18 protein-coding genes are annotated in these 19,951 nt (G+C 60.7%); 17 read left to right on the top strand and 1 reads right to left on the bottom strand.

Annotated features, from left to right (window positions below; translation table 11 throughout):
• The first annotated feature begins 72 nt into the window (after positions 1 to 72).
• The 12 genes from fabZ (at position 73) to ispD (ending at position 14,519) form a co-directional block, all read left to right on the top strand.
• On the top strand, positions 73 to 513 hold the full coding sequence (gene fabZ / locus BM110_RS02210) for a 3-hydroxyacyl-ACP dehydratase FabZ (RefSeq protein WP_003172281.1): 441 nt from the start codon (positions 73 to 75) through the stop codon (positions 511 to 513).
• Positions 510 to 1,286 carry an acyl-ACP--UDP-N-acetylglucosamine O-acyltransferase gene (gene lpxA, locus BM110_RS02205; RefSeq protein WP_071488802.1) on the top strand — a complete coding sequence of 259 codons (777 nt, stop codon included), beginning with the start codon at positions 510 to 512 and terminating at the stop codon, positions 1,284 to 1,286. The genes fabZ and lpxA overlap by 4 nt, the downstream gene beginning before the upstream one ends.
• Before the next feature lie 2 nt (positions 1,287 to 1,288).
• Complete coding sequence (gene lpxB, locus BM110_RS02200; protein WP_071488803.1) at positions 1,289 to 2,428, top strand: lipid-A-disaccharide synthase; 1,140 nt, start codon at positions 1,289 to 1,291, stop codon at positions 2,426 to 2,428.
• Entirely contained in the window at positions 2,425 to 3,057 is a 633-nt protein-coding gene (gene rnhB, locus BM110_RS02195; RefSeq protein WP_071488804.1) for a ribonuclease HII, read from the top strand. Before lpxB ends, rnhB begins: the two co-directional genes overlap by 4 nt.
• A 72-nt stretch (positions 3,058 to 3,129) precedes the next feature.
• Complete coding sequence (dnaE, locus tag BM110_RS02190) at positions 3,130 to 6,651, top strand: DNA polymerase III subunit alpha (RefSeq protein WP_071488805.1); 3,522 nt, start codon at positions 3,130 to 3,132, stop codon at positions 6,649 to 6,651.
• A 129-nt stretch (positions 6,652 to 6,780) separates the two neighbouring features.
• Complete coding sequence (locus tag BM110_RS02185; protein ID WP_093119327.1) at positions 6,781 to 7,728, top strand: acetyl-CoA carboxylase carboxyltransferase subunit alpha; 948 nt, start codon at positions 6,781 to 6,783, stop codon at positions 7,726 to 7,728.
• Between the two features lie 101 nt (positions 7,729 to 7,829).
• The gene (tilS, locus tag BM110_RS02180) at positions 7,830 to 9,149 is read left to right on the top strand and encodes a tRNA lysidine(34) synthetase TilS (RefSeq protein WP_093512214.1); all 1,320 of its coding nucleotides are present in this window, start codon (positions 7,830 to 7,832) and stop codon (positions 9,147 to 9,149) included.
• A 273-nt stretch (positions 9,150 to 9,422) separates the two neighbouring features.
• Positions 9,423 to 11,054: a CTP synthase gene (locus BM110_RS02175; protein WP_071488807.1), complete on the top strand. Its 1,632-nt coding sequence runs from the start codon at positions 9,423 to 9,425 to the stop codon at positions 11,052 to 11,054.
• Between the two features lie 5 nt (positions 11,055 to 11,059).
• Entirely contained in the window at positions 11,060 to 11,905 is an 846-nt protein-coding gene (kdsA, locus tag BM110_RS02170) for a 3-deoxy-8-phosphooctulonate synthase (RefSeq protein ID WP_027604465.1), read from the top strand.
• A gap of 157 nt (positions 11,906 to 12,062) precedes the next feature.
• Complete coding sequence (gene eno / locus BM110_RS02165; RefSeq protein ID WP_071488808.1) at positions 12,063 to 13,352, top strand: phosphopyruvate hydratase; 1,290 nt, start codon at positions 12,063 to 12,065, stop codon at positions 13,350 to 13,352.
• A gap of 184 nt (positions 13,353 to 13,536) precedes the next feature.
• Positions 13,537 to 13,815 carry a cell division protein FtsB gene (gene ftsB, locus BM110_RS02160; RefSeq protein ID WP_003172294.1) on the top strand — a complete coding sequence of 93 codons (279 nt, stop codon included), beginning with the start codon at positions 13,537 to 13,539 and terminating at the stop codon, positions 13,813 to 13,815.
• Positions 13,812 to 14,519 (top strand): 2-C-methyl-D-erythritol 4-phosphate cytidylyltransferase, encoded by a 708-nt coding sequence (ispD, locus tag BM110_RS02155; RefSeq protein WP_093512211.1) that lies wholly within the window; start codon positions 13,812 to 13,814, stop codon positions 14,517 to 14,519. The genes ftsB and ispD overlap by 4 nt, the downstream gene beginning before the upstream one ends.
• A gap of 112 nt (positions 14,520 to 14,631) precedes the next feature.
• On the opposite strand, the gene BM110_RS02150 is transcribed toward ispD, so the two are convergent.
• The gene (locus tag BM110_RS02150; RefSeq protein ID WP_071488810.1) at positions 14,632 to 15,528 is read right to left on the bottom strand and encodes a LysR substrate-binding domain-containing protein; all 897 of its coding nucleotides are present in this window, start codon (positions 15,526 to 15,528) and stop codon (positions 14,632 to 14,634) included.
• 110 nt (positions 15,529 to 15,638) lie between these two features.
• On the opposite strand from BM110_RS02150, the gene BM110_RS02145 reads away from it, so the two are divergent.
• The 5 genes from BM110_RS02145 to surE are packed head-to-tail and all read left to right on the top strand — an operon-like array spanning position 15,639 to position 19,925.
• The gene (locus BM110_RS02145; RefSeq protein ID WP_093512209.1) at positions 15,639 to 16,751 is read left to right on the top strand and encodes an S-(hydroxymethyl)glutathione dehydrogenase/class III alcohol dehydrogenase; all 1,113 of its coding nucleotides are present in this window, start codon (positions 15,639 to 15,641) and stop codon (positions 16,749 to 16,751) included.
• Positions 16,752 to 16,759: 8 nt separating this feature from the next.
• Positions 16,760 to 17,605, top strand: coding sequence for an S-formylglutathione hydrolase (gene fghA / locus BM110_RS02140; RefSeq protein WP_071488812.1), 846 nt, complete (start codon positions 16,760 to 16,762; stop codon positions 17,603 to 17,605).
• 54 nt (positions 17,606 to 17,659) lie between these two features.
• Positions 17,660 to 18,133 carry a 2-C-methyl-D-erythritol 2,4-cyclodiphosphate synthase gene (gene ispF / locus BM110_RS02135; protein ID WP_012722614.1) on the top strand — a complete coding sequence of 158 codons (474 nt, stop codon included), beginning with the start codon at positions 17,660 to 17,662 and terminating at the stop codon, positions 18,131 to 18,133.
• Positions 18,130 to 19,188 (top strand): tRNA pseudouridine(13) synthase TruD, encoded by a 1,059-nt coding sequence (truD, locus tag BM110_RS02130; protein ID WP_093119316.1) that lies wholly within the window; start codon positions 18,130 to 18,132, stop codon positions 19,186 to 19,188. Before ispF ends, truD begins: the two co-directional genes overlap by 4 nt.
• On the top strand, positions 19,176 to 19,925 hold the full coding sequence (gene surE, locus BM110_RS02125; protein WP_071488814.1) for a 5'/3'-nucleotidase SurE: 750 nt from the start codon (positions 19,176 to 19,178) through the stop codon (positions 19,923 to 19,925). The genes truD and surE overlap by 13 nt, the downstream gene beginning before the upstream one ends.
• The last annotated feature ends 26 nt before the right edge of the window (positions 19,926 to 19,951 follow it).

Below are 19,951 nucleotides of genomic sequence, written 5' to 3'. Positions count from 1 at the left end.
CTCCTTGATTTGCTAGCGGGGCGTGCTTTTAGTTCGCCCGCCCCCAATCTTTATTACAGGCTTCCCCCCGAAATGATGGACATCAACGAGATTCGCGAATACCTGCCTCACCGTTACCCGTTCCTGTTGGTGGATCGCGTAGTGGACCTCAATGTCGAGGAAAAGCGCATTCGTGCCTACAAGAATGTCAGCATCAACGAACCGTTCTTCAATGGTCACTTTCCTGCGCATCCGATCATGCCGGGTGTGTTGATCATCGAGGCGATGGCCCAGGCTGCCGGTATCCTTGGTTTCAAAATGCTCGACCTCAAGCCTGCCGATGGCACGCTTTACTATTTCGTGGGCTCCGACAAGTTGCGTTTCCGCAATCCGGTTACCCCGGGTGACCAGTTGATCCTGGAAGCCAAGTTCATCAGCTGCAAGCGCCAGATCTGGAAGTTCGAATGCCAGGCCTCGGTGGATGGCAAGCCGGTGTGCTCTGCCGAGATCATCTGTGCGGAACGCAAACTATGAGTTTGATTGACCCTCGCGCAATCATCGATCCGTCGGCCGTTCTGGCCGCCGACGTTGAGGTCGGCCCCTGGTCGATCATCGGCGCAGGTGTGGAAATCGGCGAGGGGACTGTCATCGGGCCGCACGTGATCCTCAAAGGTCCGACCCGCATTGGCAAGTACAATCGCATCTACCAGTTCTCCTCGGTAGGCGAAGACACCCCGGACATGAAGTACAAGGGTGAAGAGACCCGCCTGGTAATCGGTGATCACAACATCATCCGTGAAGGCGTGACCATTCACCGTGGCACCGTGCAGGATCGGGCCGAGACCACGCTGGGTGACCACAACCTGGTCATGGCCTACGCCCATATCGGCCACGACAGCGTGATCGGCAACCATTGCATCCTGGTCAATAACACCGCGTTGGCCGGCCATGTGCATGTTGACGATTGGGCAATCCTGTCCGGTTTCACCCTGGTGCATCAGTACTGCCATATCGGTGCTCACAGCTTTTCCGGCATGGGTACCGCCATTGGCAAGGATGTTCCGGCATTCGTCACGGTATTCGGTAACCCCGCCGAAGCTCGTAGCATGAACTTCGAAGGCATGCGTCGTCGGGGTTTCAGCGAAGAAGCCATCCACGCCCTGCGCCGCGCCTACAAGGTGGTTTACCGCCAGGGGCTCACGGTGGACCAGGCGTTGACCCAACTGACCGAGCCGGCAGCGTTGTTCCCGGAAGTCGCGGTGTTCCGTGACTCGATCCAGGCGTCGACTCGCGGCATCACCCGCTGATCATGGCTAATCTGCGTATCGCGCTGGTGGCCGGGGAAGCTTCCGGCGACATTCTGGGTGCAGGTCTTATGCGGGCCCTCAAGGCCCAGCATCCAGCGGTAGAGTTCATCGGCGTCGGCGGCCCGCTGATGCAGGCTGAGGGGCTTACGTCCTACTTCCCCATGGAGCGTTTGTCTGTCATGGGGCTGGTCGAGGTGCTGGGCCGCCTGCGCGAGCTGCTGGCCCGCCGCAAGCTGCTGATCCAGACCCTGATCGAAGAAAAGCCGGACGTCTTTATCGGAATCGACGCGCCGGACTTCACCCTCAATATCGAACTCAAGTTGCGCCAGGCCGGCATCAAGACGGTGCACTATGTCAGCCCGTCCGTCTGGGCATGGCGGCAGAAGCGCGTGCTCAAGATCCGCGAAGGCTGCGACCTGATGCTGACCTTACTGCCGTTCGAAGCGCGGTTCTATGAAGAAAAGGGCGTGCCGGTGCGGTTTGTCGGGCACACCCTGGCCGACACTATTCCCTTGCAGGCGGATCGCGCGGCCGCGCGTGCCGAGTTGGGCTTGCCCGACGGCCCATTGGTTGCGCTGATGCCGGGCAGCCGGGGCGGCGAAGTCGGCCGCCTGGCCTCGGTATTTTTCGACGCCGCAGAGCGTCTGCAGGTCTTGAAGCCGGGCGTACGTTTCGTGTTGCCCTGCGCAAGCCCGCAACGGCGTGCGCAGATCGAGACATTGCTGGAAGGGCGCAACCTGCCGTTGACCCTGCTCGATGGTCAATCGCACCTGGCCCTGGCGGCCTGCGATGCGGTATTGATCGCTTCGGGGACGGCCACGCTGGAGGCCTTGCTGTACAAGCGCCCGATGGTCGTGGCCTACCGCCTGGCGCCGCTGACGTTCTGGATTCTCAAGCGCATGGTCAAAAGTCCTTACATCTCCCTGCCCAACCTGCTGGCCCAGCGCCTGTTGGTGCCGGAGTTGTTGCAGGACGATGCAACGCCTGAGGCGCTCGCGCAAACCTTGCTCCCCTTGATCGAGGGTGGCGAAGAACAGACCCGTGGTTTCGACGACATCCATCGCATACTGCGCCGTGACGCCTCGAACCAGGCGGCAGACGCCGTGTTGACTCTGATCGGCCAGAAGCAGGAGGCGTTATGAGTACGCAAATGGGCCTGGATTTCAGCCTGGTTGCCCAAGCCCACGAACTGGTAGCCGGTGTGGACGAGGTCGGGCGCGGACCTTTGTGCGGTGCGGTCGTCACGGCGGCGGTGATTCTTGATCCGAACCGTCCGATCCTCGGCCTCAACGACTCGAAAAAACTCACCGAAGCGCGCCGTGAAAAACTCTACGACGAGATTTGCGAGAAAGCCCTGAGCTGGCACATCGCCCGGGCCGAAGTTGAGGAAATCGACGAACTGAACATCCTCCACGCCACCATGCTCGCCATGCAGCGTGCAGTGGAGGGCCTGCACATTACGCCCAAACTGGCGATGATCGATGGCAACCGCTGCCCCAGACTGGCCATGCCATCGGAAGCGGTGGTGAAGGGCGATAGCAAGGTGCCGGCGATTGCGGCGGCCTCCATCCTGGCAAAGGTCAGTCGTGATCGTGAAATGGCGGCTTTCGAGCTGATCTACCCCGGCTATGGCATCGGCGGTCATAAAGGCTACCCGACGCCCGTTCATCTGGAAGCCCTCGCACGTCTTGGCCCGACACCGATCCATCGCCGCTCGTTCGCTCCGGTGCGCCAGGCTTGCGAGGCGCGGGAGAGTCTCAGCGAGGTGTAGTCGCGAGGCTGATGTTTTTGCCAAGGCCCGGTACAATCCGGGCCTTGTTGTTTCCACGTATAAGAGATCACTATGCCGGCTTCATTCGTTCACCTACGCCTGCACACTGAATACTCCCTGGTCGACGGCCTGGTACGGATCAAACCGCTGGTCAAAACCCTGGTGGGCATGAACATGCCTGCGGTGGCGGTCACCGATCAGAACAACATGTGTTCCCTGGTCAAGTTCTACAAGAACGCCATGGGCGCCGGCATCAAGCCGATCTGCGGCGCCGACCTGTGGCTGTCCAACAAAGACCCGGATAACCCCCTGAGCCGCATCAGCCTGCTGGCGATGAACGGCGTGGGTTACCGCAACCTCACTGAACTGATTTCCCGTGGTTTCATTGACGGCCAGCGCAATGGCTCGATCATCATCGAGCGCGAATGGGTCGCCGAGGCCAGCGAAGGCCTGATCATGCTGTCGGCCGCCAAAGAGGGCGAAATCGGTATCGCGCTGCTGGGCGGCAACCCCCAAGAAGCCGAAGTGCTGGCCAGGGAATGGATGCAGGTCTTCCCCGACCGTTTTTACCTGGAAGTCCAGCGGACCAACCGCCCCAACGATGAAGAGCACCTGCACGCTGCGGTGGCCCTGGCCGACAAGCTGGGCGCGCCACTGGTGGCGACCAACGACGTGCGCTTCATCAAGAAGGAAGACTTCGAAGCCCACGAAACCCGCGTGTGCATCGGTGAAGGCCGGGCCCTGGATGACCCGCGTCGTTCGAAGAACTACAGCGAAGAGCAGTACCTCAAAAGCGCTGAGGAAATGGCCGAGCTGTTCAGCGACCTGCCCGAGGCGCTGGAAAACTCCGTCGAGATCGCCAAGCGCTGCAATATCGAGGTCAAGCTGGGCAAGCACTTCCTGCCCAACTTCCCGATTCCGGATGGCATGACCATCGACGAGTACTTCCGCAAAGTCTCGTTCGACGGGCTGGAAGAGCGGCTGGCCGTTCTGCTGCCCAGGGACACCACCGAAGATTACGAGGCCAAGCGCCAGGTTTATGTGGACCGGCTGAATTTCGAGCTGGATATCATCATCCAGATGGGATTCCCCGGTTACTTCCTGATCGTGATGGACTTTATCCAGTGGGCCAAGAACAACGGCGTGCCGGTTGGTCCGGGCCGGGGGTCAGGTGCCGGTTCGCTGGTGGCCTATGTGCAAAAGATCACCGACCTTGATCCGTTGGAATATGACCTGCTGTTCGAACGTTTCCTGAACCCGGAACGGGTTTCCATGCCCGACTTCGACGTCGACTTCTGCATGGATGGCCGTGACCGCGTGATCGAATATGTGGCCGAGAAATACGGCCGCAACGCGGTAAGCCAGATCATCACCTTCGGTTCCATGGCGGCCAAAGCGGTAATCCGCGACGTGGCCCGGGTGCAGGGCAAGTCTTACGGCCTGGCGGATCGCCTGTCGAAGATGATCCCGTTCGAAGTCGGCATGACCCTGGAAAAGGCCTACGAGCAGGAAGAAATCCTGCGCGACTTCATCAAGGTCGATGAAGAAGCGGCCGAGATCTGGGAGATGGCCCGCAAGCTTGAAGGCGTGGTGCGTAACGTCGGTAAGCACGCGGGTGGCGTGGTCATCGCGCCGACAAAGTTGACTGACTTTTCGCCGATCTATTGCGATGAAGAAGGCGACGGCCTGGTCACCCAGTTCGACAAGGATGACGTGGAGGCGGCCGGCCTGGTGAAGTTCGACTTCCTCGGCCTGCGGACCCTGACCATCATCGACTGGGCGCTCAAGACCATCAACCGCGACCGCGCCAAGGTGGGCGAAGAACCGCTGGACATCGCTTTCATCCCGCTGGACGACAAGCCGACCTACACCCTGCTGCAAAAAGCCGAAACCACGGCGGTGTTCCAGCTTGAATCGCGCGGCATGAAAGAGCTGATCAAAAAGCTCAAGCCCGACTGCCTGGAAGACTTGATCGCACTGGTGGCCCTGTTCCGTCCGGGCCCGCTGCAATCGGGCATGGTGGACGACTTTATCAACCGTAAACACGGGCGCGCCGAGCTGGCCTACCCGCACTCGGACTACCAGTACGAAGGCCTCAAGCCGGTATTGGCACCGACCTACGGCATCATCCTGTATCAGGAACAGGTGATGCAGATTGCCCAGGTGATGGCCGGTTACACCCTGGGTGGCGCGGACATGCTGCGTCGAGCCATGGGTAAGAAAAAACCCGAGGAAATGGCCAAGCAACGCGGCGGTTTCATTGAAGGTTGCGCGACCAACAATATCGACGCCGACCTCGCGGGTAACATCTTCGACCTGGTGGAGAAATTCGCCGGTTACGGCTTCAACAAATCCCACTCCGCCGCCTACGGCCTGGTGTCGTACCAGACTGCCTGGCTGAAAGCCCACTACCCGGCGCCGTTCATGGCTGCGGTACTTTCGGCGGATATGCACAACACCGACAAGGTCGTGACCTTGATCGAGGAAGTGCGCACCATGAAGCTGCGCCTTGATGCGCCGGATGTGAACGCCTCGGAGTTCAAGTTCACGGTAAACGACGAAGGCCGCATCATCTATGGCCTGGGCGCGATCAAAGGCGTCGGTGAAGGCCCGGTGGAAGCCATTACCGAAGCGCGCCAGGACGGTCCGTTCAAGGACCTGTTCGACTTCTGCGCACGGGTGGACCTCAAGCGCATCAACAAACGAACCCTCGATGGCCTGATCCGCAGCGGCGCGCTCGACCGTCTCGGCCCGTATTTCCATGACGAGCCGAAGGCCTACCAGGCCAATATCGACCGTAACCGTGCGGTGCTGCTCGCCGCCATGGAAGAAGCGATCAAGGCGGCCGAACAGACTGCACGTACCCATGACAGCGGCCATGCCGACCTGTTTGGCGGGTTGTTCGTCGAAGACGATGCGGATGTCTACGGTAACCACCGCAAGGCCAAGGAACTGACCCTCAAGGAGCGCCTCAAGGGTGAGAAAGATACCCTGGGCTTGTACCTGACCGGCCATCCGATTGACGAATACGAAGGTGAAATCCGTCGCTTCGCCCGTCAGCGCATCATCGACCTGAAACCGGCGCGGGACACCCAGACCGTCGCCGGCATGATCATTGCCCTGCGGGTGATGAAGAACAAGAAGGGCGACAAGATGGGGTTTATCACCCTCGACGACCGCTCGGGCCGCATCGAAGCGTCGCTGTTTGCCGACGCGTTCCACTCCGCCCAGTCGTTGTTGCAGACCGACGCCATGGTGGTCGTCGAAGGGGAGGTCAGCAACGATGACTTCTCCGGCGGCCTGCGCCTGAGGATCAAGCGGGTGATGAGCATGGAAGATGCACGCACCAATCTGGCCGAGAGCCTGCGCTTGAAGGTGAAAACCGAAGCGCTCAAGGGCGATCAGCTACGCTGGTTGGGCGACCTGCTCAAACGCCACCGTGGCGCGTGCCCGGTGACCATGGAGTACACCGGCAATGACGCCAAGGCCATGTTGCAGTTTGGCGAGACCTGGCGAATCGATCCCGCTGATGGCTTGATTCAAGCTTTGCGTGACCAGTTCGGGCGAGACAACGTCTTCCTCCAATACCGTTGATGGTCAGATATGTCTGACCTCGGCTAAACATTTAATCTCGACCTAAACGCGCCTCTCCCTTAAGGTAGGGCGCGAATAGACAACCGGCTGGCCAGGCACGCCCTGGCCGTCGACCCAAGACGGACGCTTATGAACCCGAATTTTCTTGATTTCGAACAGCCGATCGCTGACCTGCAAGCCAAGATCGAAGAGCTGCGCCTGGTCGGCAATGACAATTCGCTGAATATCGGCGATGAGATCTCCCGCCTGCAAGACAAGAGCAAAACGCTCACCGAAGACATCTTCGGCAAGCTGACCAGCTGGCAGATTGCGCGCCTGGCTCGCCACCCGCGCCGCCCGTACACCCTGGACTACATTCAGCACATCTTCACCGAGTTCGACGAGCTGCATGGCGACCGCCACTTCTCCGACGACGCGGCCATCGTCGGCGGTATCGCTCGCCTGGACGACCAGCCGGTGATGGTGATCGGTCACCAGAAAGGCCGTGAAGTGCGCGAGAAGGTCCGCCGCAACTTTGGCATGCCGCGTCCAGAAGGCTACCGCAAAGCGTGCCGCCTGATGGAAATGGCCGAGCGCTTCAAGATGCCGATCCTGACCTTCATCGACACCCCGGGCGCTTATCCGGGGATCGACGCCGAAGAGCGTAACCAGAGCGAGGCTATCGCCTGGAACCTGCGCGTCATGGCCCGCCTGAAAACTCCGATCATTGCCACCGTGATTGGTGAAGGCGGTTCCGGCGGTGCACTGGCCATCGGCGTCTGCGACCAGTTGAACATGCTGCAATACTCGACCTACGCGGTGATCTCGCCGGAAGGTTGCGCCTCGATCCTATGGAAAACCGCCGAAAAGGCACCGGACGCTGCCGAAGCCATGGGCATCACCGCCGATCGCCTCAAAGGCCTTGGGATCGTGGACAAAGTGATCGCCGAGCCATTGGGCGGCGCTCACCGTGACCCGGCTGCTGCTGCTGCGACCATCCGTGCCGAACTGGGTTCGCAACTGGCGATGCTCAAGAAGATGGATAACGAAGCGCTGCTGGCTCGTCGTTACGAGCGCCTGATGAGCTACGGTCTCTAAGACCCACGCAATACCCAAATGTGGGAGGGGGCTTGCCCCCTCCCACATTTGCGTTGTGTATGCTTGGTGAGCGTATTCCAGACCAGAGGCGGTAACTTGTCATGAAACCGGCTCTGCCCGCCAAACTCATGCAAATCCTAGCGCCTTGGCGCAACGCCCCGGCCTGGCAGATCGCACTCTCCGGTGGCCTTGATTCCACCGTCCTGCTGCACCTCCTGGCCAACCTGGCGAAAACCGAAACCCTGCCACCCCTCAGCGCTGTCCATGTCCACCATGGCCTGCAGGCTGCCGCCGACGCGTGGCCGGCTCATTGCCAGTCGATCTGTGACAGCCTGGGCGTGCCTTTGCGCGTGATGGGCGTGCAGGTACAACCCGGCGCCAGCCTCGAGCGTGCCGCCCGTGATGCGCGCTACCAGGCATTTACCGAGGTGATCGGGGCGGGGCAGGTGATGCTCACCGGCCAGCATCGTGAAGACCAGGCAGAAACGCTGTTGTTCCGCCTGCTGCGTGGGGCTGGGGTGCGCGGGTTGGCAGCGATGCCCGTGCAGCGCCGATTGGCAAGTGGCTACCTGGTAAGGCCATTGTTGCGTGTCTCCAGGGACGAGTTGGAAGCCTACGCACGCCAGTATCAGCTCAAATGGATCGAAGACCCTTCAAACGCAGATTTGCGTTTCTCCCGTAATTACCTGCGTCACCGCGTGCTTCCTGCACTGACGGAACGCTGGCCTCAGGCCGTCTCAAGCCTGGCGCGCACCGCCGAACACCTGAGTGAAGCCCAGGGCCTGCTCGATGAGCTGGCGCAGATGGACCTGCAGGCCGCCGATCAACCTTCCCCTTTTCCCTGGCTGAATTTGCCGTCCTTGGCTCTTACGCCGCTGCGTGAGCTTTCCGACGCCCGTCAGCGCAACGCCCTGCGTCATTGGCTGACGCCGCTGACGCGCCTGCCCGACAGTGACCACTGGGCAGGCTGGTATTCCCTGCGCGATGCCAGGGGTGACGCACAACCTCTATGGCGCCTGGCCGACGGTGAGTTGCATCGCGGTGGCGAGCGCATCTGGTGGCTGCCTCGCGCAGGATCAGAATTTTCCGACGCATCGCTGAGCTGGTCCGATCCACAAAACCCACTAGAGTTACCCGGTAATGGTCAGTTGACGCTCACGGGCAGCGTGCCCGCAGGCCCGCTGGAGGTCCGCTACCGCCAGGGCGGCGAAATCCTCGACGTACCCGGTCGAGGCCGGCGTGATTTGAAGCGCCTGCTTAACGAAAGTGGCCTGCCGGGTTTCGTCCGTGGCAGATTGCCGCTGCTGTATCGCGGCCAGCAATTGCTGGGTGCACCCAGCCTTGTGGGACTGTGGCCGGCGGCAAGTGATGACTGGCAATTACATTGGATGCCACAGACCTGCGATCAAGGTTTGAGCTGATAGCGCCTTTCCGGTAGACTACGCTCCCTTCTTGATACAACTTCTGTGGATTCGGCTGAATCGCAGCAGTTGCCGATTACCAAGCAGTCTTTGCTGGGCGATTCCAAAAAATGTGTAGCGATCAACGTACCGGTGTTTCATTGCTGGTCTGTCACCACGCGGCGGTTTTTTTGAAAGGTGCACTGTGATTAATGCAGGTGATCGGGGGCTTCGGCCTTCCTTCGCTTTCCCCGGCGGCTCGGACCGCTTTAACGCAGACTTCTAGGGTTTTTCATGACGCGCTACATATTCGTCACGGGCGGTGTTGTTTCTTCATTGGGGAAAGGCATTGCCTCCGCTTCATTGGCGGCCATCCTGGAGGCGCGGGGACTTAAGGTCACCATGCTCAAGCTGGACCCCTACATCAACGTTGACCCGGGCACCATGAGCCCGTTCCAGCACGGTGAAGTGTTCGTCACCCACGACGGCGCCGAAACCGACCTGGACCTGGGCCACTACGAGCGGTTCATCCGCACGACCATGACCCAAAACAACAACTTCACCACCGGCCGCGTCTACGAGCACGTGCTGCGCAAGGAGCGCCGTGGTGACTACCTGGGTGCAACCATCCAGGTGATCCCGCACATCACCGACGAAATCAAGCGCCGCATCATCAAGGGTGCCGGCGATGCCGACGTGGCGATGGTCGAGATCGGTGGCACCGTGGGTGACATCGAGTCCCAACCGTTCCTCGAAGCCATCCGCCAGTTGCGTTTCGAAGTCGGCGCCAAGCGCGCGATGCTGATGCACCTGACCCTGGTGCCGTACATCGCCACCGCCGGCGAGACCAAAACCAAGCCTACCCAGCACTCGGTCAAGGAACTGCGTTCCATCGGCCTGCAGCCGGACGTGCTGGTGTGCCGCTCCGATCACCCGATCGACATTTCCTCGCGTCGCAAGATCGCGCAATTCACCAACGTTGAAGAACGTGCGGTGATCGCGCTGGAAGACGCCGACACCATCTACAAGATCCCGGGCATCCTGCACTCCCAAGGCCTGGACGATTTTGTGGTCGAGCGCTTCGGCCTGCAATGCAACGGCGCGGACCTGTCCGAGTGGGAAGCCGTGGTCGACGCCAAGCTCAACCCTGAGCACGAAGTCACCATCGCCATGGTCGGCAAGTACATGGAGCTGCTGGACGCGTACAAGTCGCTGATCGAAGCGATGAGCCACGCGGGTATCAGCAACCGTACCAAGGTCAACCTGCGCTACATCGACTCCGAAGACATCGAGAACCAGGGCACCGCGCTGCTCGAAGGTGTCGACGCGATCCTCGTGCCAGGCGGTTTCGGCCTGCGCGGCGTGGAAGGCAAGATCACCGCGGTTCAGTACGCTCGTGAAAACAAGGTGCCGTACCTGGGGATCTGCCTGGGCATGCAAGTGGCTGTCATCGAGTTCGCCCGTAACGTGCTGGGCTGGAAAGACGCCAACTCCACCGAGTTCGACAGCAAGAGCGGTCACCCAGTCGTGGGCCTGATCACCGAGTGGGAAGATGCCACCGGCGCCGTCGAAGTCCGCACCGAAGCCTCCGACCTGGGCGGCACCATGCGCCTGGGTGCGCAGGACTGCCTGTTGGAGCCGGGCTCGCTGGTTCACGACTGCTATGGCAAGGACGTGATTGTCGAGCGTCACCGTCACCGCTACGAAGTGAACAACAACCTGCTGCCGCAGATCAAAGAGGCCGGCCTGAAGATCTCCGGTCGCTCCGGTGACGGCGCGCTGGTTGAAGTGGTCGAGGCGCCGGATCATCCGTGGTTCGTGGCGTGCCAGTTCCACCCTGAGTTCACCTCGACGCCGCGCGACGGTCACCCGTTGTTCAGCGGTTTCGTCAAGGCAGCCCTGACGCAACACCAGAAGAAGGCGTAACCCTGATGGCCCAGAAGATCATTCGCGTAGGCGACATCGAGATTGCCAACGACAAGCCCATGGTGCTGTTCGGTGGCATGAACGTGCTGGAAAGCCGTGACATGGCGATGCAGGTCTGTGAAGAGTACGTCAAGGTCACCGAGAAGCTCGGTATCCCTTACGTATTCAAGGCCAGCTTCGACAAGGCCAACCGTTCGTCCGTGACCTCCTATCGCGGCCCGGGCCTTGAAGAAGGCATGCGGATCTTCCAGGACATCAAGCAAGCCTTCGGCGTGCCGATCATCACCGACGTCCACGAGCCTGAGCAGGCTGCCGTGGTCGCCGAGGTGTGCGATATCATCCAGTTGCCGGCCTTCCTGTCGCGCCAGACCGACCTGGTCGTCGCGATGGCCAGGACCGGCGCTGTGATCAATATCAAGAAAGCCCAGTTCCTTGCACCCCAGGAGATGAAACACATCCTGAACAAGTGCGTGGAAGCGGGTAACGACCAACTGATCCTCTGCGAGCGGGGTTCGAGCTTCGGCTACAACAACCTCGTGGTGGACATGCTTGGTTTCGGCATCATGAAACAGTTCGAATACCCAGTGTTCTTCGACGTGACCCACGCGCTGCAAATGCCCGGTGGTCGCGCCGATTCCGCGGGCGGGCGCCGTGCCCAGGTGCTGGACCTGGCCAAGGCAGGCATCAGCCAGTCCCTGGCTGGCCTGTTCCTGGAAGCCCACCCGGACCCGGACAACGCCAAATGCGACGGCCCATGTGCCCTGCGCCTGGACAAGCTGGAGCCGTTCCTGGCCCAGCTCAAGCAGTTGGACGAACTGGTCAAGAGTTTTCCGACGGTAGAGACCGCGTAAGCGTCGTTTCTCCGGTAGACTTTCCCACGCTTTACGCTCAGGCCTACGGGCCTGAGCCTTGTCGCCTGCAAGCCTGCCCCGTTGTTCCACCCTTGCGGTCGGTCAAAAGATTCCCTTCAGCTGCGTCGTTTTCGTCAACTTTGGAGTGTTTACAACAATGGCAAAAATCGTCGACATCAAAGGTCGTGAAGTTCTCGACTCCCGTGGCAACCCCACCGTCGAAGCCGACGTGCTTCTCGATAACGGCATCATCGGCAGCGCCTGCGCGCCGTCCGGTGCTTCTACCGGTTCGCGCGAAGCGCTGGAACTGCGTGATGGCGACAAGGGCCGTTACCTGGGCAAAGGTGTACTGAAAGCCGTGGCCAACATCAACGGCCCGATCCGTGACCTGTTGCTGGGCAAGGACCCGCTGGACCAGAAAGCCCTGGACCACGCGATGATCAAGCTCGACGGCACCGAAAACAAAGGCAGCCTGGGCGCCAACGCCATCCTCGCCGTGTCCCTGGCTGCCGCCAAGGCCGCCGCACAGGACCAGGACCTGCCGCTGTACGCGCACATTGCCAACCTGAACGGCACCCCGGGCGTCTACTCGATGCCGGTACCGATGATGAACATCATCAACGGTGGCGAGCATGCCGATAACAACGTCGATATCCAGGAATTCATGGTACAGCCGGTCGGCGCCAAGTCCTTCTCCGAAGGTCTGCGCATGGGCACCGAGATTTTCCATCACCTCAAGGCTGTGCTGAAGGCCCGTGGCCTGAGCACTGCGGTGGGTGACGAAGGCGGTTTTGCACCGAACCTGGCGTCCAACGAAGATGCACTGAAAGTGATCTCCGAAGCCGTGGCCAACGCTGGCTACAAGCTGGGCACCGACGTGACCCTGGCCCTGGACTGCGCGGCCAGCGAGTTCTACGAGGACGGTAAGTACAACCTGTCCGGCGAAGGCCAGGTGTTCAACTCCGAAGGTTTCGCCGAATACCTGAAGGGCCTGACCCAGCGCTACCCGATCATCTCGATCGAAGACGGCCTGGACGAGTCCGACTGGGACGGCTGGAAAATCCTCACCGACAAGATCGGCGAGAAAATCCAACTGGTGGGCGACGACCTGTTCGTGACCAACACCAAGATCCTGAAAGAAGGCATCGATAAAAAGATCGCCAACTCGATCCTGATCAAGTTCAACCAGATCGGCACCCTGACCGAAACCCTGGAGGCCATCCAGATGGCCAAGGCTGCGGGCTACACCGCCGTGATCTCGCACCGCTCCGGCGAAACCGAAGATTCGACCATTGCCGACCTGGCCGTGGGCACCTCGGCTGGCCAGATCAAGACCGGTTCCCTGTGCCGTTCCGACCGTGTTTCCAAGTACAACCAATTGCTGCGTATCGAAGAGCAACTGGCTGGCAAGGCCAAGTACAACGGTCGCGGCGAGTTTCGCGGCTGATCGCTAGTTGATGGTGAAACATGGTAAAAAGTCGGCGGATTGCGTCGGAAAACTCACGACAGTGTGGATTTCGACGCTAATCTGATGGCTATCAAGCACAAGCCTGGTTTTTCCAGGCTTCGTGCTATCAGTTGCTGCAAAAGTTTTGCATGGCGGTCTTTTTTCACTGGATACCCGATATTCGATGCGCAGTCCCAATTGGTTGTTCCTCGTCTTGCTCTTGTTGCTGGCTGGCCTGCAGTACCGCCTATGGGTGGGTAATGGCAGCTTTGCGCAGGTAAAAGACCTGACCCAGCAAATTGCCGACCAGCACGCCGAAAACGAACGCCTGCTGGAGCGCAACCGCGTCCTCGATGCCGAAGTGCTTGAGTTGAAAAAAGGTACGGAGACCGTTGAAGAGCGGGCTCGTCATGAATTGGGCATGGTCAAGGAGGGTGAAACCCTCTACCAGTTGGCCCAATGAGTAGCCGTTTGCCGGCCTTCTGGGCCGTGATTCCTGCCGCGGGCGTCGGTGCCCGTATGGCCGCGGACCGTCCCAAGCAATATCTGCAACTGGGCGGGCGCACTATTCTCGAACACAGCCTTGGCTGTTTTCTTGACCATCCAGACCTTAAAGGGTTGGTGGTCAGTCTTGCTGTCGATGATCCTTACTGGCCCAACCTGCCTTGCGCCAACGACCCACGCATCGTGCGTGCGGACGGCGGCGACGAGCGTTCGGGGTCTGTGCTCAATGCGCTGCTTCAGCTCAATGCCCTGGGCGCCAGTGATGACGATTGGGTGTTGGTGCATGATGCGGCACGGCCGAACCTGAGCCGTGATGATCTGGACAGCTTGCTCGCCGAACTGGCGGACGACCCGGTCGGCGGCCTGTTGGCCGTACCGGCCCGCGACACCCTCAAGCGCGTCGACAAGCGTGGCCGCGTGGTCGAGACCGTCGATCGCAGCCTGATCTGGCAGGCCTACACGCCGCAGATGTTCCGCCTGGGGGCTTTGCATCGTGCCTTGGCCGACAGTCTGGTGGCGGATGCGGTGATTACCGATGAAGCTTCGGCCATGGAGTGGTCCGGCCAGGCACCTCGCCTGATCGAAGGGCGCTCGGACAATATCAAGGTGACCCGGCCCGAAGATCTGGAATGGCTACGCCTGCGGTGGGTCAACCGCAGGTAATCCGCGATACCGTGTCGACCTCATCGGGGGCAAGCCCCCTCCCACATTGAAATGCATTCCAAGTGTGGGAGGGGGGCTTGCCCCCGATGAGGCCCGTCCAAACCACCAACAGTCAACTGCTGTACTCCGGCCTCTCAGCCAACCCTTCCTTCAAGAAATCCACCAACTTCCTGACCTTCGGCGACAAATGCCTCTGCTGTGGATACAGCGCCCACACCGCCGTGTTCGGCGGTTGATGCGCCTCCAGCAGCGACACCAGCGCGCCACTGTGCAAATGCTCCAGCACGTAATAGTCCGGCAACTGGCACAACCCGACGCCCTGTAGCGCCGCATCCAGCACCGCTTGCCCACTGTTGCAGCGCCAGTTTCCCTGCACGCGCTGGGAAAATTCCCGGCCGTCCTGGGCCAGTTGCCAGATATCCGAGCTGCCGATGAGGCAGTTATGCCGGCTCAATTCCGACAAGCTATGTGGCCGACCATACCGAGCGAGGTAGGACGGCGACGCACACAGGTACATGCGCCTCGGCGCCAGTCGGCTGGCGACCATGCGCGAATCCTGCAAACGCCCCAGGCGGATCGCCAGGTCGAGGCCTTCGTGCACCAGGTCCAACTGGCGGTTGCTCAGCTCGATATCCACCCGCAATTGCGGATACAGCCCCATAAACCGGGTGACCAGCGGCACGATAAAGCGCTCGCCATACGCCACCGCGCAGGTCATGCGCAACATGCCCTTGGGCTCGCTGGTGAGGTCACCTACGGCGCGCAGGGCTTCTTCACGCCCGTCCTGCAGGCGTTGGCAGTGTTGCAGGAACGTCTGGCCTGCTTCGGTCAACGTCACTTTGCGCGTACTGCGATATAGCAAGCGGGTTTGCAGGCGTTCTTCCAGACGCGCCACCTGCCGGCTGATATGGGAAGACGACACCCCCAGCCGTTCCGCCGCCGCTGTGAATTGGCCGCATTCGGCCACCGCGACAAATTCGTCGATACCTTCCCAGCGGTTTTCAAGCACGTCAATTATCCCTGTACAGCAATAAAGTTTTGCTTTTGCCTGGATTATTCATCAGTCAGGCATGTTTTACACTCACACACTCAGTTTTTTAACCTCCTGGAGAAACCTGGATGATCAAGTCCCGCGCCGCCGTAGCCTTCGAAGCCAAGAAGCCCCTTGAGATCGTCGAAGTGGATGTCGCCATGCCCAAGGCGGGTGAAGTGCTGTTGCGCGTGGTCGCGTCCGGCGTGTGCCACACCGACGCCTATACCCTGTCGGGCGCCGACCCGGAAGGCATCTTCCCGTCGATCCTCGGCCATGAAGGCGGCGCGGTGGTTGAAGCGATCGGCGAAGGCGTGACGTCGGTGGCCGTGGGCGATCATGTGATCCCGCTGTACACCCCGGAATGTGGCAAGTGTAAGTTCTGCCTGTCGGGCAAGACCAACCTGTGCCAGGCCATCCGTTCCACCCAGGGCAAGGGTCTGATGCCGGACGGCACCACGCGTTTCTCCTACAAAGGCCAACCGATTTTCCACTACATGGGCACTTCGACGTTCTCCGAGTACACCGTGCTGCCGGAAATCTCCGTGGCCAGGATTTCTAAAGAGGCGCCCCTGGAAAAAGTCTGCCTGCTCGGTTGCGGCGTCACCACGGGCATCGGCGCGGTAATCAACACCGCCAAGGTCAAGCCAGGCGATACCGTGGCCATCTTCGGCCTTGGCGGTATCGGCCTGTCGGCAGTGATCGGTGCGGTCAAGGCCAAGGCGGGTCGCATCATCGCCATCGATATCAACCCGGCCAAGTTTGAAATCGCCAAGCAACTGGGCGCCACCGACTGCATCAACCCGAAAGACTACGATCGTCCGATCCAGGACGTGATCGTCGACCTCACCGACGGCGGCGTGGACTTCTCCTTCGAATGTATCGGCAACGTGCAACTGATGCGCGCCGCCCTCGAGTGCTGCCACAAAGGCTGGGGCGAGTCGGTGATCATCGGCGTGGCCGGTGCCGGCCAGGAAATCGCCACCCGTCCATTCCAGTTGGTGACCGGTCGCGTCTGGCGCGGTTCGGCCTTCGGTGGCGTGCGTGGTCGCTCAGAACTGCCAAGCTACGTAGAAATGGCCCAGACCGGCGAGATCCCGCTGGACACCTTCATCACCCACACCATGGGCCTGGAAGACATCAACAAAGCGTTTGACCTGATGCATGAAGGCAAGAGCATTCGTACCGTCATCCACTTCTGAGGTTCGCCATGAGTCTGGAAAACCTGTCGTGCCAGAAGAGTTTCGGCGGCTGGCATAAACGCTACAAGCATCATTCCGATGTGCTTGGTTGTGACATGACCTTCGCTGTCTACCTGCCGCCGCAAGCGGAGCAGGGCGGCAAGTTGCCGGTGCTGTACTGGCTGTCCGGTCTCACTTGCACCGATGAGAACTTCATGCAGAAGGCGGGCGCGCAGCGCATGGCTGCCGAGCTGGGGTTGATCATCGTGGCGCCGGACACCAGCCCGCGAGGTCCGGGTGTGCCGGACGACCCGGATAACGCTTGGGATTTCGGTCTCGGTGCCGGCTTTTATCTGAATGCCACCCAGGAACCCTGGGCCAAGCACTACCGGATGTATGACTACGTCGTGCAAGAATTGCCGGCGTTGATCGAAGGGCATTTCCCTGCCTCGGATAAACGTGGCATCAGCGGCCACTCCATGGGTGGCCACGGTGCGCTGGTCTGTGCCTTGCGCAACCCCGGGCGCTACCTGTCGGTGTCGGCGTTTTCGCCGATCAACAACCCGATGGATTGCCCGTGGGGCCAGAAAGCGTTCTCCCGCTACTTGGGCGAAGAGCGTTCAAAATGGCGCGAGTGGGACACCTGTGTGCTGATCAGCGAAGCTACGGAAAAGCTGCCACTGCTGGTTGACCAGGGCGACCGCGACGACTTCCTCGCCGTGCAACTCAAGCCCGAAGCCCTGCAGCAGGCAGCCAAGGCGGCCAACCACCCGCTGGAACTGCGCCTGCAACCGGGCTATGACCACAGCTACTTCTTTATCGCCAGCTTCATCGAAGACCATTTGCGACACCATGGCCGTGCTTTGCTCGGTTAATGTGAGGCAAAAGTAGGTAGAATCACGCCCTGAATTAAATCGGGGCGTTTTTTTATGCGTATTGGCCACGGCTACGATGTGCACCGTTTCGCCGAAGGCGATTTCATCACCCTGGGCGGCGTGCGCATTGCGCACCACCATGGTTTGCTGGCTCATTCCGACGGCGACGTCGTGTTGCATGCCTTGAGCGATGCCTTGCTCGGCGCGGCGGCGTTGGGTGATATCGGCAAGCACTTTCCGGACACCGACCCGACGTTCAAGGGCGCGGACAGCCGAGTCTTGCTGCGCCATGTGGTCGGCCTGATCCATGCCAAGGGCTGGAAAGTCGGCAACGTCGACAACACCATCGTGGCCCAGGCGCCGAAGATGGCCCCGCATATCGAGTCGATGCGCGCGCTGATTGCCGCCGACCTGCAAATTGAACTGGATCAAGTCAACGTGAAAGCCACCACCACCGAAAAGCTCGGGTTCACCGGCCGTGAAGAGGGCATTGCCGTGCACTCCGTTGCCTTGTTGCTGCGCGCATGAATGACCTGCAACTGCTGGGCCCTCGGGCCTACGGCGAGGCCTTGGGCAGCGCGGTACTGAAGGCGACGGCCGAAGACTTCCAGGTTGACGAGGTGCTGGACATTCCGCTGACCGGCGAAGGCGAACACCTGTGGTTGTGGGTGGAAAAGCGCGGCCTCAACACCGAGGAAGCCGCGCGGCGTATCGCCAGGGCGGCCGGCGTGCCGTTACGCACCGTCAGCTATGCCGGGCTCAAGGATCGCCAGGCGTTGACTCGCCAATGGTTCAGCGTGCAACTGCCGGGCAAGGCCGACCCGGACATGAGCGCGGCAGAGAACGACACGCTCAAGGTTCTCAAGACCGCTCGCCACAAGCGCAAGCTGCAGCGCGGTGCGCATTCGGCCAATGGGTTCACTTTGCGTCTGACGCAGTTGGCCGGTGATACCGCAGCCATCGATGCGCGGTTGCAACAGATTGCCCAACACGGCATTCCCAACTATTTCGGTGCCCAGCGTTTTGGCCATAACGGCGGCAATGTCATGGACGCTCGCGAGTGGGCCGCCCGCAAAGCCTTGCCGGAGCAGCGCAATGTGCGTTCGCGGTTGTTGTCCACCGCCCGCAGCTTTTTGTTCAACAAAGTGCTGGCGGCACGTGTGGCCGATGGCTCGTGGCAACGAGCCCAGGTCGGCGACCTGCTGGCGTTTACCGACAGCCGCAGTTTTTTCCCGGCTGGCGAAGCGGAATGCAGTGACCCGCGCCTGGCAATCCTGGACCTGCACCCGACCGGGCCGCAGTGGGGCGAGGGCGACTCGCCGGCCAGTGGTGCAACCTTCGAGCTGGAACAGGCGGTTGCCGCTGGTGAAGCCGACCTGCGAGATTGGCTGGTGAATGCCGGTATGAGCCAGGAACGTCGCATTCTTCGACTGCCCATTGGCGGTTTGACGTGGCATTATCCCTCGCTGGACATTCTGCAATTGGAATTCGTCCTGCCGGCCGGATGCTTCGCCACTGTGTTGGTGCGCGAGCTTGTTGATCTGGTGCCGGTGGGGCAGACGGACAACCCATGCGTATTCTGATATCAAACGATGACGGTGCCACCGCACCCGGTCTTGCCGCGCTTTATGCTGCGCTGCAGGATTATGCCGAGTGCGTGGTGGTTGCCCCTGACCAGGACAAGAGTGGCGCCAGCAGTTCGTTGACGCTCGACCGTCCGCTGCACCCGCAAGTCCTGGCCAATGGCTTTATCAGTGTGAACGGCACGCCTACCGACTGCGTCCACCTGGCAATCAACAGTCTGCTGGAGCAGGCGCCGGACCTGGTGGTGTCGGGCATCAACCTGGGTGCAAACCTGGGGGATGATGTGCTGTATTCCGGGACCGTGGCGGCGGCCCTTGAGGGGCGCTTCCTGGGTCGTACTGGGTTCGCCTTTTCGTTTGCCTCGCGGCAACTGGATAACCTGGCAACCGCTGCGCATTTCGCGCGCAAGCTGGTGGAGGCCCATGGCTCTCTGGATCTGCCACCGCGTACGGTGCTCAACGTCAATATTCCCAACCTGCCCCTTGATCATATTCGCGGTATCAAGCTGACGCGCCTGGGCCATCGTGCCCGTGCGGCGGCGCCGTTGAAGGTGGTCGACCCGCGTGGCAAGGAAGGCTATTGGATTGCCGCAGCGGGTGATGCCGAAGATGGCGGTGAAGGCACGGACTTTCATGCGGTGATGCAAGGCTATGTGTCGATTACCCCATTGCAATTTGATCGCACCTTCAGTGATGCCTTCAGTGGTCTCGATGGCTGGCTGGAGGGGCTGCGCTGATGGGCCGTGAACAAGACGACTTGCTG

Origin of the sequence: Pseudomonas sp. NFPP28, assembly GCF_900115535.1 — a bacterium.
Classification (GTDB): domain Bacteria; phylum Pseudomonadota; class Gammaproteobacteria; order Pseudomonadales; family Pseudomonadaceae; genus Aquipseudomonas; species Aquipseudomonas extremorientalis.
The sequence above is the reverse complement of the archived record's forward strand: the minus strand, read 5'-3'. Positions and strand labels throughout refer to the sequence as shown.